General features: G+C 63.3%; 1 protein-coding gene (only partly in view). It reads left to right on the top strand.

What is annotated here, in order from left to right; genetic code table 11:
• Positions 1–15,792: the 3' portion of a non-ribosomal peptide synthase/polyketide synthase gene (locus LOY43_RS16210; protein WP_258708378.1), read on the top strand. 2,052 nt of this gene lie to the left of the window's left edge; the window shows 15,792 of its 17,844 coding nt (coding positions 2,053–17,844); its start codon lies off the left edge, out of view; the stop codon is at positions 15,790–15,792.

Raw genomic sequence — 15,792 nt, 5'->3', positions numbered from 1 at the left:
CTTGACCCGCGCACCTGGCCGCTGAGCGAGACCCTTGATCCGCAGGTGCCGGGCCTGACCGCCGCGCAACTGGCCTACGTGATCTACACCTCCGGCTCCACCGGCCTGCCCAAAGGCGTGATGGTCGAACACCGCACCTTGTCGAATCTGGTCGACTGGCATTGCACAGCGTTTGATCTGTGCGCCGGTCGCCACACTTCAAGCCTTGCCGGGTTCGGTTTCGACGCCATGGCCTGGGAAGTCTGGCCGGCGCTGTGTGCCGGCGCGACCCTGCATCTGGCACCGACTCACGAGGGCACCGAGGACATCGATGCGTTGCTCGAGTGGTGGCGCGCGCAGCCACTGGACGTGAGTTTTCTGCCGACACCCGTCGCCGAATACGCCTTCAGCCAGAACCTTGAACACCCGACGTTGCGTACATTGCTGATCGGTGGCGACCGCTTGCGCCAGTTCAGCCGCAATCAGCAGTTCGACGTGATCAACAACTACGGCCCGACCGAAGCCACCGTGGTTGCGACCTCTGGACGCATCGAGGCAGGCGATGCCTTGCACATCGGCAAACCGGTGACTAATGCCACGGTGTATCTGCTCGATGAACAGCAGCGTCCGGTGCCGATTGGCGTCATGGGCGAGTTGTATGTTGGCGGTGCCGGGGTCGCTCGCGGCTATTTGAACCGTGCCGACCTGAGCGCCGAGCGCTTCCTCCACGACCCGTTCCACCCCTTGTCGAATGCGCGCATGTATCGCACCGGCGATCTCGCACGCTGGCGCGCGGACGGCACGATCGAGTACCTGGGGCGTAACGACGATCAGGTGAAAATCCGTGGCGTGCGTATCGAACTCGGGGAGATCGAAACCCGCCTCAATCAGTTGCCCGGTATTCAGGAAGCCGTACTGCTGGCGCGTGAAGATGAGCCGGGCCAACCGCGACTGGTGGCGTATTTCACCGAGCAGAGCCAGGTCGAACCGTTGGCCGTGGCCGAGTTGCGCGCGCACCTGTTGACCCAGTTACCGGAGTACATGGTGCCGGTGGCCTTCGTCAGACTCGACGCGCTGCCGTTGACCGCCAATGGCAAGGTCGACCGCAAGGCCCTGCCGAAACCCGAGCGAGCGGCGCTGTTCACCCACGAATACGAGGCGCCGCACAACGAACTGGAAAGCGCCTTGGCGCAGATCTGGGCGCAGGTGCTGCAAGTCGAGCGAGTCGGGCGTCAGGATCATTTTTTTGAGCTCGGTGGTCACTCGCTGTTGGCCATGCGCATGGTGTCCCAGGTTCGCCAGCGTCTTGGTGTCGAGCTGGCGCTGGGCGATCTGTTTGCCAACGCCGAACTGGCAGCGGTTGCCGAGGCGGTGGCGCAAGCCGGGCGCAGCACGCAACCGGAGATTGTCGCGGTGGCTCGTGACGGCGCGTTGCCGCTGTCGTTCGCCCAGCAACGCTTGTGGTTTCTCGCACAAATGGAAGGCGCCAACACCGCGTACAACATTCCCATCGGCCTGCGCCTGCGTGGGCAACTGAATGAGCATGCGCTGCAACAAGCCTTGGCGCGTATCGTTGCGCGTCACGAAACCCTGCGCAGCCGTTTCGCCCAGTTCAATGACCATGCGCAAGTGCTGATCGCCCCGGTCGACAGCGGTCTGCTGCTGCGCGTTGAAGACCTGCGCCAGCATCCGCAAGCCGACCAGACCTTGGCGGCGCTGATTCAGGGCGAGGCCTCGGGGCCGTTTGACTTACAAGACGATGCGCTGATTCGCGGACGCCTGGTGCGGCTGGCCGACGATCATCATGTGCTGCTGCTGACCCTGCACCACATCATCTCCGATGGCTGGTCGATGGGGGTTCTGACCCGTGAACTGATGGCGCTTTATCAGGCGTTCAGCCACGGTCAACCAGATCCACTGCCGCCGCTGGCGCTGCAATACACCGACTACGCAGTGTGGCAGCGGCGCTGGCTCAGTGGTGAGGTGTTGCAGCGCCAGAGTGAATACTGGCAACAGACCCTGGCGGGCGCTCCGGCACTGTTGACGCTGCCGACTGATCGTGTGCGCCCGGCGCAGCAGGATTACGCCGGCAACACCGTCGAGGTGGTGCTCGACGAACGCCTGAGTGCCGGACTCAAGGCTTTGGCCCAGCGTCACGGCGTGACGATGTACATGCTCATGCTCGGCGCATGGGCGAGCCTGTTGAGTCGTTTGTCCGGGCAAGCCGAAGTGGTCATCGGTTCGCCGGTGGCCAACCGAACCCGCGCCGAGATCGAAGGCCTGATCGGCATGTTCGTCAACACCCTGGCGCTGCGTATCGATACTTCGGGCGAGTTGAGCACCGAGGCGCTGTTGGCGCGGGTCAAGGCGCGAACGCTGGAGGCGCAGGCGCATCAGGACCTGCCGTTCGAACAAGTGGTGGAAATCACCAAGCCTGCGCGCAGCATGGCGCACAGCCCGTTGTTTCAAGCGATGTTCAGTTGGGACAGTGGCCACGGTGCCAGCCTGAGTCTCGGCGAGCTGACGCTGGAAAGCGTTGCCGAACCGAGCCACTTTGCCAAATTTGATCTGTCACTGACGCTGGCAGATGCGCCGGACGGCATTCGCGGTGTGCTGGAGTACGCCGTTGCCTTGTTCGATGAGTCGACTATTCAACGTTACGTCGGCTACTTCCAGCGCCTGTTGCAGGCGATGGTCAGCAACGATCAAGCGGTGTTGGAGCAGGTAACGTTGTTGGCGGACGATGAGCGTCAGCATCTGCTGGTCGATCTGAACGCAACCACTGTCACCCACGATCTTGAGCAGACTGTTCATGCTCGCTTCGAGACGCAGGTGTTGCGCACGCCAGACGCGGATGCCGTGGTGGCCGGTGAATTGCGTTTGAGTTACGCCGAGTTGAACCGTCGCGCCAACCAGCTCGCCCATCACCTGCGCCAGTGCGGCGTGGGCCGCGATTCGCGGGTGGCGATCTGCGTCGAGCGCGGGCCGGAGTTGCTGGTTGGTCTGTTGGCGATTCTCAAGGCCGGCGGCGCTTATGTGCCGCTGGACCCGGGGTATCCTGCTGAGCGTCTGGCCTACATGCTTGAGGACAGCGCACCAGTGGCGGTGCTGGTGCATGCGCCGACGCGTGCGCTGATCGGCGAGTGGGTCGGTGTGTTGGTCGATTTCGACCATTGCACCTGGCAAGACCTTGCGCAAAGTAATCCGCAGGTGCCAGGCCTGAGCGCCGCGAACCTGGCCTACGTGATTTACACCTCCGGCTCCACCGGCACGCCGAAGGGCGTGATGGTCGAGCACCGCAACCTGGGCAATCTGCTGCACTGGAGCGCCAGCCTGTGTCCGCTTTCTACCGGCGCCGCGCTGTTGCAGAAAACCCCGCTGAGTTTCGACGCCTCGGTGTGGGAGCTGTTCTGGCCGTTGAGCTGCGGTATGCGTCTGATCCTCGCGGGCCCGGACGACCACCGCGATCCAGCCGCGCTGGTGCAACTGATTCGTGAGCAACAGGTCAACGTCGTTCAGTTTGTGCCGGCGCTGTTGCAGCAATTCCTTGAAGTGGCAGAGGTGGGCGAGTGCAGCAGCCTTACCGATGTGTTCTGTGGTGGCGGTGCGCTGACGGCCGCGTTGGTACGCAGCGTGCGTGAACGTCTGCCGCAGGTACGCCTGCACAACGTTTATGGCCCGACCGAAGCCACCGTCGACAGCACCGTATGGACGCTGGAGGCGAATTCGCCGGTACCGCAAGGCGCGCCACCGATTGGCAAACCGCTGTGCAATACCCGCGTGTACATCCTTGATACTCACCAACAACCGACGCCATGGGGTGTGGTCGGCGAGATGTATCTGGGCGGCGTGCAGGTGGCGCGGGGTTATCTGAATCGGCCTGAGCTGACCGCCGAACGTTTCCTCGACGATCCGTTCAGTGATCAGCCCGGCGCACGTTTGTACTGCACGGGTGACGTCGCACGGTATCTGGCCGATGGCAATATCGAGTACCTGGGGCGTAATGACGATCAGGTCAAAATCCGTGGTTTACGCATCGAACTGGGCGAGATTCAGGCGCATCTGGCGCAGGTCGACGGTGTCCGCGAAGCGGCGGTGCTGGCCCGTGAAGACGTGCCGGGCGATCAGCGTCTGGTCGCGTACTACAGCGGCGAACTCGTCGAAACAGATCAGCTACGCAGCCAATTGCTCAAGCATCTGCCGGCCTACATGGTGCCTGCCGTGTTTGTGTATTTGCCGGCCTTGCCACTGAGCCCCAACGGCAAACTGGATCGCCAGGCCTTGCCGGCTCCCGACCAGACTGCGCTGCTGAGCCGGGAATACGAAGCCCCGATCGGTGAAGTCGAAACCGTGATTGCCGGGATTTGGGCCGAGTTGCTGAAGGTCGAGCGGGTAGGGCGCTTCGATCATTTCTTCGAACTGGGCGGTCACTCGTTGCTGGCGGTCAATCTGGTTGCGCGCATGCGTCGGGCCGGCCTGTCGGCGGATATTCGTGTGCTCTTTGGCCAGCCGACATTGGCCGCGCTCGCTGCGGCTGTGGGCGGAGAACCTGATGCGGCGGTGCCGGCAAACCTCATTGCGGCCGATTGCCCGCGCATCACACCCGAATTGTTGCCGCTGGTAGCGCTGGACCAAGCGACGATCGACCGTATCGTTGCAAGCGTCCCCGGCGGTGTGCGCAATGTTCAGGACATCTACCCGCTGGCACCTTTGCAAACCGGCATCCTGTTCCATCATCTGTCGGCCGCGCACGGCGATCCATATGTGCTGCAGGCGCAGTTTGCCTTCGCTGATGAACAGCGTTTGCAAGTGTTCACTGATGCCCTGCAACGGGTAATCGAACGCCATGACATTCTGCGCACGTCGCTGTTTTGGGAGGGGCTGGAAGAGCCGGTGCAAGTAGTCTGGCGTCAGGCTTCGCTGGGCTGCGAGGCCTTGCCGCTAGACGCCGAAGCGGGCGATGCGCTGAGCCAGTTGCGCAGACGCTTCACCATCGATAACTACCGCATGCCCGTCACCGAGGCGCCGCTGATGCGCGTGGTGCACGGCCGCGATGAGGCCAATCAACGCGTGGTGGCGTTGCTGCTGTTCCATCACCTGGTGATGGATCACGTGGCGCTGGAGGTGTTGCAGCACGAGATGCAGGCGTTTCTGCTGGGCAACGACGGGCTGCTGAGCGAACCGGTGCCGTACCGCAATTACGTGGCGCACACCCGTTCCGGCCTGACCGCGCAAGCGCACGCCAGTTTCTTCGGCGAGATGCTCGGCGCTGTTGATGAGCCGACCTTGCCTTACGGGCAGAATCTGGCCAGCGACGGCCCTGCACAAGAGGCGCAACTGGACCTGGAAAACGCGCTGAGCCACAGCATCCGTCAGCAGGCCCGGCGTTTGGGGGTCAGCGCCGCCAGCCTGATGCACCTCGCCTGGGCACAGGTGCTGGGGCAATTGTCCGGACGCGACGCCGTGGTGTTTGGCACGGTGTTGCTCGGGCGATTGCAGGGCGGTGAAGGATCGGAGCGGGCACTCGGTGTGTTCATCAATACCTTGCCGCTGTGCATCGAGCTGAACGCCCATAGCGTCAAAGGCGCCGCACTGGCGACCCACGAACGCCTGAGTCAGTTGCTGGCCCATGAACATGCGCAACTGGCGCAGGTGCAGCAATGCAGCGCCATGCCGGCGGGCACGCCGCTGTTCAGCACGCTGCTCAACTATCGTCACAGCGCCCCGGTCGGGCCGATATCCGCTGAGGTGCAAGCGGCGTGGCACGGCATGCAATTGCTCGCTGCCGAGGAACACACCAACTATCGCCTGACTCTCAGCGTTGATGATCTCGGTGAAGACTTCCGCCTGAAGGTATTGGCCGGGGCCGGCATTGATGCGCAGCGTATCTGCGGGTACATGCAGGGAGCGTTGATGACGTTGCTGGAGGCACTGGAGCACACGCCGCACGTGGGCTTTGACCGGTTGTCGATCCTGCCGGCAGCTGAGCGCGAACAGTTGCTGGTGGATTTCAATGCGACCGAGGCTGACTACCCGCGTGAGCTGACGATTGCCCAGCGCTTCGAATCGCAGGTCACCGAGCGTCCGCAGGCTATTGCAGCGGTGTTTGCCGGACAGCCACTGACTTACTTGCAGCTCAATCGCCAGGCCAATGCCTTGGCGCATCACTTGATCGCCATCGGGGTGAAAGCCGATGACCGCGTGGCCATCGTCGCCCGCCGGGGCCTGGATACATTGGTCGGGCTGGTCGCCATCCTCAAGGCCGGCGCCGGCTATGTGCCGATCGATCCGGCGCATCCTGCCGAGCGGATCAGTTATTTGCTGAGCGACAGCGCACCGGTCGCGGTGCTCACGCAAAGCGATCTGCACCAGAGACTGCCGCTGTTGAGCGTGCCAGTGATTGATGTCGATCTGTGCGCATGGCCGGCGCAGGCGCAGCACAACCCTGCAGTGCCGGGCCTGAGCGCTACGCATCTGGCGTACGTGATCTACACCTCGGGTTCGACCGGTCTGCCCAAAGGGGTCATGGTCGAACATCAAACGTTGTCCAATCTGGTCGACTGGCACTGTGAAGCGTTCGATTTACGCGCCGGCAGCCACACCTCAAGCCTTGCCGGATTCGGTTTCGATGCGATGGCGTGGGAAGTCTGGCCGGCCCTGTGCGCGGGCGCGACCCTGCACCTGGCCCCATCCCATGACGGCGCTGAAGACATCGATGGGTTGCTCGACTGGTGGCGTGCGCAGCCGCTGGACGTGAGCTTTTTGCCAACACCGGTCGCCGAATATGCGTTCAGTCAGAACCTCGATCATCCGACCTTGCGAACCTTGCTGATCGGTGGCGATCGCTTGCGCCAGTTCAGCCGTCAGCAGCGCTTCGCCGTGATTAACAACTACGGCCCGACCGAGGCCACCGTGGTCGCGACTTCCAGGCGTATCGACGTTGGCGCGGCGTTGCACATCGGTAAACCGGTGGCGAACGCGGCGGTTTATTTGCTCGACGAGCAGCAACGGCCAGTGCCAATGGGCGTCATGGGCGAGTTGTACGTCGGTGGCGCGGGTGTGGCCCGGGGTTATCTGAATCGCGCCGACCTGACTGCCGAGCGCTTCTTGCGCGACCCGTTCAGCCCCTTGCCGAATGCGCGCATGTACCGCACCGGTGACCTTGCCCGTTGGCGCGAAGACGGCTCGCTCGACTACTTGGGGCGTAACGACGACCAGGTGAAAATCCGTGGCATGCGCATTGAATTGGGCGAAATCGAGACTCGCTTCAATCAGCTCCCTGGTATCAACGAAGCGGTGTTGCTGGCCCGCGAGGACCAACCCGGCCAGCCGCGACTGGTGGCCTATTTCACCGAACAGGCGGGGGCCGAGCCACTGGCAGTGGGCGAGTTGCGCGAGCATCTGCTGACGCAGTTGCCGGACTACATGGTGCCGGCAGCGTTTGTCCGGCTCGAGGTTTTGCCGCTGACCGCCAATGGCAAGGTCGACCGCAAGGCATTGCCGAAACCGGATCTGGCCGCGCTGCCGACCCGCGAATACGTGGCACCGCAAGGTGAACTGGAAACCGCGCTGGCGCAGATCTGGTCCGAAGTGCTGCAAGTCGGGCAGGTCGGCCGTCACGATCACTTCTTCGAACTGGGCGGTCATTCGCTGTTGGCGATGCGCATGGTCTCGCTGATCCGTCAGCGCCTCGGCGTCGAACTGGCGCTGAGTGATCTGTTTGCCGATGCGCAATTGAGCGCAATCGCTGCAGTATTGAACTGCGCCGGGCGCAGCGCGTTACCGGAGATCTTGCCGGCACCGCGTGATCAGGCGCTACCGATGTCCTTCGCCCAACAACGCCTGTGGTTTCTTGCGCAAATGGCGGGTGGCAACTCGGCGTACAACATTCCTCTCGGCTTGCGCCTGCGCGGTTACCTCGACGTCGATGCCCTGCAATCGGCGCTGGCGCGGATTGTCGCCCGCCACGAAACCCTGCGCAGCCGTTTCATCCGCCTCGACGACACCGCGCAGGTGTCGATTGCCCCGGTCGATAACGGTTTGCTGCTGCGCGTAGAAGATCTGCGCCAACAGCCGCAGGCCGAGCACACCTTGCAAATATTGCTGGCGCAGGAAGCCTCGACAACGTTTGATTTGCAGAACGATTCGTTGATTCGTGGACGGTTGGTGCGTCTGGCTGACGATCATCATGTGCTGCTGTTGACCGTGCATCACATCGTTGCCGACGGCTGGTCGATGGGCGTGCTGACCGGCGAGTTGATGGCGTTGTATCAGGCGTTCAGCCAAGGCCAACCGGATCCGCTGCCAGCACTGACGCTGCAATACGGCGACTACGCCCTATGGCAACGGCGCTGGCTCAGCGGTGAAGTGCTGCAGCAGCAAAGCCAATATTGGCAGCAGATCCTCGACGGTGCGCCGGCCTTGTTGACGCTGCCCACCGATCGCCCGCGACCGGCGCAGCAGGATTACACCGGCGGCAACGTCGAAGTGTTGCTGGACGAGCGCCTGAGTACTGGCCTCAAAGCGTTGAGCCAGCGTCATGGCGCGACCCTGTTCATGACCCTGATGAGTGCCTGGGCGTTGCTGATGAGTCGGCTGTCCGGGCAATCCGATGTGGTGATCGGCGCGCCGGTGGCCAACCGCAGCCGCGCTGAAACCGAAGGCCTGATCGGTATGTTCGTCAATACGCTCGCCGTGCGCATCGACACCTCGGGCGCGCCCAGCGTCGAAGCGCTGCTGGCACAGGTCAAGGCGCGGACACTGGAAGCGCAGGCGCATCAGGATCTGCCGTTCGAGCAAGTGGTGGAAATCGCCCGCCCGGTGCGCAGCCTGGCGCACAGCCCGTTGTTCCAGACCACGTTAAGCTGGGACGGCAGCGTTGGCCCGCAACTCGCCTTGGGCGAGCTGACGCTGGAGGGTGTTGCCGGGACCGGCAATGTCGCCAAGTTTGACCTGACGCTGACACTGGGCGAGGTCAACGGAGTGCTTCGCGGCACGCTGAACTACGCCACGGCGCTGTTCGATGCGCTGACGATCAAGCGGTACATCGGCTACTTCGAACGTCTGCTCGAAGCGATGATTGCCGATGATCAAACGGTGCTGGAACGTGTGCCATTGCTGGCAAATGATGAGCGCCAGCGCTTGCTGTACGACTTCAACGCCACGGCGCGAGGCTACCCGCAAACACTGACCGTACACGGGGTTTTCCAACAGCAGGCAGCCGCGCATCCCAAAGCTGTGGCGGCCGTGCATGGTGCGCATTCGCTGAGCTACTTTGAACTCAACGCGCAAGCCAACCGCCTGGCCCATCACCTGATCGCGCACGGCGTGCAGCCGGGCGATCACGTGGCGATCCTGCTGCCGCGTTCGCTGGAGTTGCTGGTCGCGCAACTGGCCATTGCCAAATGCGCGGCCGCTTATGTGCCGCTGGACATCAATGCACCGAGCGAGCGCCAGGCGTTCATGGTCGAGGATTGCCGCGCGGTGGCGTTGTTGACCTTGAGCGACGAAGTCATCGACTACGCCGCGCTGCGTATCGACCTCGACAAGCTGACCCTCAACGGCCAGCCGACGCATAACCCGAACCTGCTGCAGTCATCCGAGTCGTTGGCGTACATCATGTATACCTCCGGCTCCACCGGCACGCCGAAAGGAGTGATGGTGCCGCACCGGGGCATCGGCCGCTTGGTGCTCAACAACGGTTACGCCGATTTCAATGCGCAGGATCGTGTGGTCTTCGCCTCGAACCCGGCGTTCGATGCGAGCACCATGGACATCTGGGGGCCGCTGCTCAATGGCGGTCGCGTGGTGATCATCGACCATCAAACCTTGCTCGATCCGCATGCCTTCGGCCGTGAACTGAGCAGCAGTGGCGCAACGATCCTGTTCGTCACCACCGCGCTGTTCAATCAATACGTGCAACTGATTCCGCAGGCGCTCAAGGGCCTGCGGATTCTGCTGTGCGGCGGTGAGCGGGGCGATCCGGCGGCGTTTCGTCGCCTGTTGGCCGAGGCGCCAACACTGCGCATCGTGCATTGCTACGGCCCGACTGAAACCACCACCTACGCCACAACCTTTGAAGTGCGCGAAGTGGCAGAAAACGCCGAGAGCGTGCCGATTGGCGGGCCGATTGCTAACACGCAGGTTTACGTGCTCGATGCGTATCAGCAGCCGGTGCCGATGGGCGTCACCGGCGAGCTGTACATCGGCGGGCAGGGCGTGGCGCTGGGGTATCTGAACCGGGCGGATCTGACTGCCGAGAAATTCCTCTGCGATCCGTTCAGCGAAATGCCGGGCGCGTTGCTCTATCGCACCGGCGACCTCGCGCGCTGGCTGGCGCCGGGGCAACTCGATTGCATCGGGCGCAACGACGATCAGGTGAAGATTCGCGGTTTCCGCATCGAACTGGGAGAAATCGAAAACCGCCTGCTGAATTGCCCGGGGATCAAGGAAGCGGTGGTGCTGGCGCGCCGCGACGGACAGGACTCCCCGCGTCTGGTGGCGTACTACACGGCGCACGATGAGCACTTGGACAGCGCTGAACTGCACGCGCAAATGCACGCGCGACTGCCGGAATACATGGTGCCCACCGCGTGGGTGCAACTCGATGTATTGCCGTTGAACAACAACGGCAAGGTCGATCGCAAGGCGGTGCCGGCACCGACGCAGGAGGCACTGCTCAGTCGGGCCTACGAGGCACCGGCCAATCCACTGGAAGCAAGCCTGGCGCAGGTCTGGGCCGAGGTGTTGCAGGTCGGGCAGGTCGGTCGCTATGACAACTTCTTCGAGCTCGGCGGCCATTCATTGCTGGCCATGCGCATGCTCTCCCAGGTGCGCCAGCAATTGGGCGTGGAGCTGGCGCTGGCCGATCTGTTTGCCAACCCGGAACTGGCGGCGGTCGCCGAAGTGTTGAGTCAGGCCGAACGCAGCAGCTTGCCGCCGATTCTGCCGGCACCGCGCGATCAGGCACTGCCGTTGTCGTTCGCCCAGCAACGCTTGTGGTTCCTCGCGCAAATGGATGGCGGCAACACCGCCTACAACATTCCTCTGGGCTTGCACCTGCGTGGCCGACTCGACGCCGTGGCACTGCAACGGGCATTGGCGCGAATCGTCGCTCGTCACGAAACCCTGCGCAGTCGGTTCACCCAACTGAACGACGAAGCACAGGTGCTGATTGCCCCGGTCGACAGTGGTCTGCCGCTGATTGTGGAAGACTGGCGACAACAGCCGCAGACCGAGGAGGCCTTGCGCACATTGCTCGATACGGAAGCGCGCGGACCATTCAATTTGCAGGACGATCCATTGATCCGTGGACGGCTGGTGCAGTTGGCCGATGAGCACCATGTGCTGTTGCTGACGATGCACCACATCATCTCCGACGGTTGGTCGATGGGCGTGCTGACCCATGAGTTGATGGCGCTGTATCAGGCGTTCAGCCACGGCGAGGCCGATCCGCTGCCACCGCTGGCCTTGCAATACACCGACTACGCGGTATGGCAACGGCGCTGGCTGAGCGGCGAGGTGTTGCAGCGCCAGAGTGATTACTGGCAGCAGACCCTGGCCGGCGCTCCGGCGTTGCTGAGCCTGCCGACTGACCGACCACGGCCGGCGCAACAGGATCACCGCGGCGGCAGTGTCGAGATCGTACTGGACGCGCAGACCAGCGCCGGTCTCAAGGCGTTGTGTCAGCGCCACAGCGTGACGCCGTACATGGTGATCATGAGCGCCTGGGCGATGCTGCTTACGCGTCTGTCCGGGCAGTCCGATGTGGTTATCGGCTCGCCTGTCGCCAACCGTACCCGCGCCGAAATCGAAGGGTTGATCGGCATGTTCGTCAACACCCTGGCGCTGCGCATCGATACCTCGGGCGATCTGACGGGGGCAGCGTTGTTGGCGCGGGTCAAAGCGCAGACGCTGGCCGCGCAGGCGCATCAGGATCTGCCGTTTGAACACGTGGTGGAAATCACCCGGCCGCTGCGCAGCCTTTCCCACACACCGTTGTTCCAGACTTTGCTGAGCTGGGACAGCAGCGTGGCGCCAGCCTTGGCACTCGGCGAGCTGACGCTGGAAGGTCTGGCCGGGGAAAATCACTTTGTGAAGTTCGACCTGTCGCTGAGTCTGGGCGAAAGCCAGCACGGGGTGCGTGGCTCGCTGCGCTACGCCATCGCGCTGTTCGATGAGTCGACCGTGCAGCGTTTTGTCGGTTACCTCCAGCGCTTGCTGGCGGCGCTGGTCAGTGATGATCAGGCGGTTTTGGCGCAAGTCGAGTTGCTTGCCGAGGATGAGCAGCGACGCCTGCTCGGCGACTTCAACGCGACGGCGCTTGATTGCCCGGTCGAGCAACCGGTGCAGAGCCTGTTCGAAGCACAGGTGCGGCGTCAGCCGGACGCCATCGCCGTGCAGTCGGGCGAACACAGCCTGACCTATCGCGCGCTGAATGCGCGTGCCAACCGCCTCGCGCATCACCTGCGTGAGCAAGGCGTTGGGCCGGATGCGCGGGTGGCGCTGTGCGTCGAGCGGGGGCTCGATCTGGTGGTGGGGTTGCTCGGCATTCTCAAGGCCGGTGGCGCGTACGTGCCGCTGGATCCGGCTTATCCGGCGGAGCGCCTGGACTTTATGCTCAGGGACTGCGCGCCGGTGGCGGTGCTGGTGCAGACGGCCACGCGATCGCTGTTTGCCGAGGCTGGGGCAATGCTGATCGACCTTGACCAATGCACCTGGCACGACCAGTCGGAAAGCAATCCGCAAGTGCCATGCCTGAGTCCTTCGAACCTGGCGTACATGATCTACACCTCAGGTTCGACCGGCACACCAAAAGGCGTGATGCTCGAACATCGTGGCTTGTGCAATCTGGTGCATTGGGGCTCGCAGATTTGCCCGCCAGCTCCAGAGGGCGCGTTGTTGCAGAAAGCCCCATTCAGTTTCGATGGTTCGGTGTGGGAATTCTTCTGGCCACTGACGGCCGGTGTGCGTCTGGTGCTGGCACGGCCGGGCGGCCATCGGGAACCGGCGTATCTGGCGCAAGTGATTCGTCAACAGCGGGTCACGGTGGTCAAGTTCGTGCCGGCGCTGTTGCAGCAATTTCTCGAGCTGCAAGACATCAGTGAATGCACCAGCCTCACCGATGTGTTCTGCGGTGGCGGCGAACTCACGGCGGCCCTGGCCCGCGAAGTGCGCCAGCAACTGCCGTGGGTGCGCCTGCATAACGTGTATGGCCCGACCGAAGCCACGGTCGACAGCACAGCGTGGACACTGGAACCGCACATGCCCGTGCCATCCACCGAATTGCCGATTGGCAAGGCCATCTGTAACACCCGTTTGTACGTGCTCGATGCGCATGACCAAGCGGTACCGCTCGGTGTTATTGGCCAGTTGCACATCGGCGGTATCGGCGTGGCGCGAGGGTATATGGGACTGCCACAGATGCAGGCCGAGCGCTTTATCGACAGTCCGTTTGTGCCCGGTGACCGCTTGTACCGCACCGGCGATCTGGTGCGTTACCGCGCGGACGGTAACCTCGAATTCCTCGGGCGCAATGATTTCCAGGTCAAGCTGTATGGTTTGCGCCTGGAACTCGGTGAAATCGAAGCGCGGTTGATCCAGCACCCGGGTGTGCGCGAGGTGGTCGTGCTGATGCGCGACGAACGACTGGTCGCGTATTTCACTTTGCGCGAGGGCAGTGCTGCACCGGCTATCGACACGCTGCGCGCGTTCATTCTTGAGCAGTTACCCGAGTACATGGTGCCGGGTGCGTTTGTTGCGCTCGACGTTTTGCCGCTGAGTCCCAACGGCAAGATCGACCGTCAGGCGCTGCCGGCGCCGGGCCTCGACGCGGTACTCAGCCGACATTACGAAGCACCTGAAGGCGAGGTCGAAACCGTGTTGGCGCGGGTCTGGGCTGAGGTGCTGAATGTCGAGCAGGTCGGACGCCACGACAACTTCTTCGAATTAGGCGGGCATTCGCTGCTGGCGATTCGTCTGGTCAACCTGCTGCAGCGTGCGGGACAACAGGTGACGCTGGCGGAGCTGTTCCAGCGTCCGAGTGTCGAGTCGCTGGCCGCGCTGCTCTGTCAGCGCAACACGGTGCCCGAACAGCCGGATGGCCTGGTCGTGGTACGGCCGGGCGAGGGCGGCGATGCGCTGTTCCTGATCCATGAGTTCAGCGGCAGGGAGGTGTATTTCCCGGCATTGGCGATGCACATCGAGGGGCAGTTTCCGATTTACGGTTTGCCCGGTGTGCCGTTGGGGCAGCCGCAGCTGCGCACGCTTGAGTGCATGGCCACGCGGATGGTCGGGATTATCCGGGCGGTACAACCGCATGGACCGTATCGTCTGGCCGGGTGGTCGTTTGGTGGCTTGCTGGCGTATGAAATCGCTCAGCAGTTGCTCGGCCTCGATGAGGCGGTGGCGTTTGTCGGTCTGCTCGATACCTACGCGCCGCATCCGGCCAGTCAGGATAAAACCCGCTGGAGCGGCGCGCATCGCGACAAGCATCAGTTGCTGGAGCACTGCCGCGCGCGCTCGCAGATGCGCGGTGCAGAAGGGCTGCCAGCGTTGGCTGAGGTCGAGCGGCTGGAGGCTGAAGTCGAACGCATTGCGTTCGATGAGCTGTTCCAGCGCTGCTGCGAACAGCAATTGCCTGACCCGGAACTGGCCGCACTGAGTGCAGCGGATGCCTGGAGTTACTTCGATCGTGAGGCCGCTCATGGCCTGGCGCTGGCGCATTACCGGGTCAGCCCGGCCAGTCAGCCGGTGCACTTGTTCCGCGCTCAGGCACTGATGCCGGGGCAGGCGCAGCCGAGTCCGACCCGCGGTTGGGAAAACAAGATCAGTACAAGTTTGCTGCGCTGCATCGATGTCCCGGGTGATCACCGCAGCATGATGAAAGCTCCTGATATTCAGGCGCTCGGCCAGGCCTTGAGTCAGGCTATGGCCGCTGCGCAGGCTCCGGAGCCAGAGGCCTATCAGCCGCTGTTGACCATTCAGAGCGGGCACGCCGGGCATGCGCCGATCTTCTGCGTGCCGGGGGCGGGCGACAGTGTCACCGGGTTCATTCACCTGACCGAGGCCTTGGGCCCGGAGTGGCCGATCATCGGCCTGCAACCGCGTGGGCTCGATGGCAGCGGCGTGCCGCACAGCCAGGTTGAAGCGGCAGCGAAGTGCTATCTGCAAGCTGTCGAGCAGTTGTATCCGCAAGGTGCGGTGCACCTGATCGGCCATTCCTTCGGCGGGTGGGTCGCGCATGCCATGGCCGCGCAGTTGCAGGCGGCGGGGCGTGAGGTGGCGTCATTGACCCTGATCGACAGCGAATCGCCCGGCGGCAACGGTACGGCGGGCAAACCGTACACCACGACTGCCGCACTGGAACGCTTGATCGAGACGCTGCAACTGTCCAGCGGCAAGTCGTTGGGCATCGACCCGCTGGCGTTCGCCGAGGCTGACGACACCACGCAAATGCGCCTGTTGCACGAGGGCATGGTGCGCGCCGGTGTGTTGTCTGCGCGTTCGTCAGCGCAGGCCATGCACGGCCCGGTCCGCACCTTCGCCACAGCCTTGCGCACGGTCTATCAACCGCAGTTGGCCTACACCGGGCCGGTGCGGCTGGCGCTGGTCGATGACCCGACGCTGGATGCGTGGGGCAATCAGCGCGAGCAAGCGGCGATGGTTGAAGGCTGGCAACGCCAGGTGACGGATCTGGCGGTGTGGTACGGGCCGGGCAACCACTTCACGATTCTCAAGGCGCCCAACGTTTTCAGTCTCGCGGCGTGGTGGCATGACGGCCTGAAAGTGCCGGCCGGCCAAGTGGTTTCCTGA

The organism is Pseudomonas sp. B21-041 (assembly GCF_024748675.1).
Classification (GTDB): domain Bacteria; phylum Pseudomonadota; class Gammaproteobacteria; order Pseudomonadales; family Pseudomonadaceae; genus Aquipseudomonas; species Aquipseudomonas neuropathica.
Note: the sequence above shows the minus strand (reverse complement) of the source record. Positions and strands in the feature narration are given on the sequence as shown.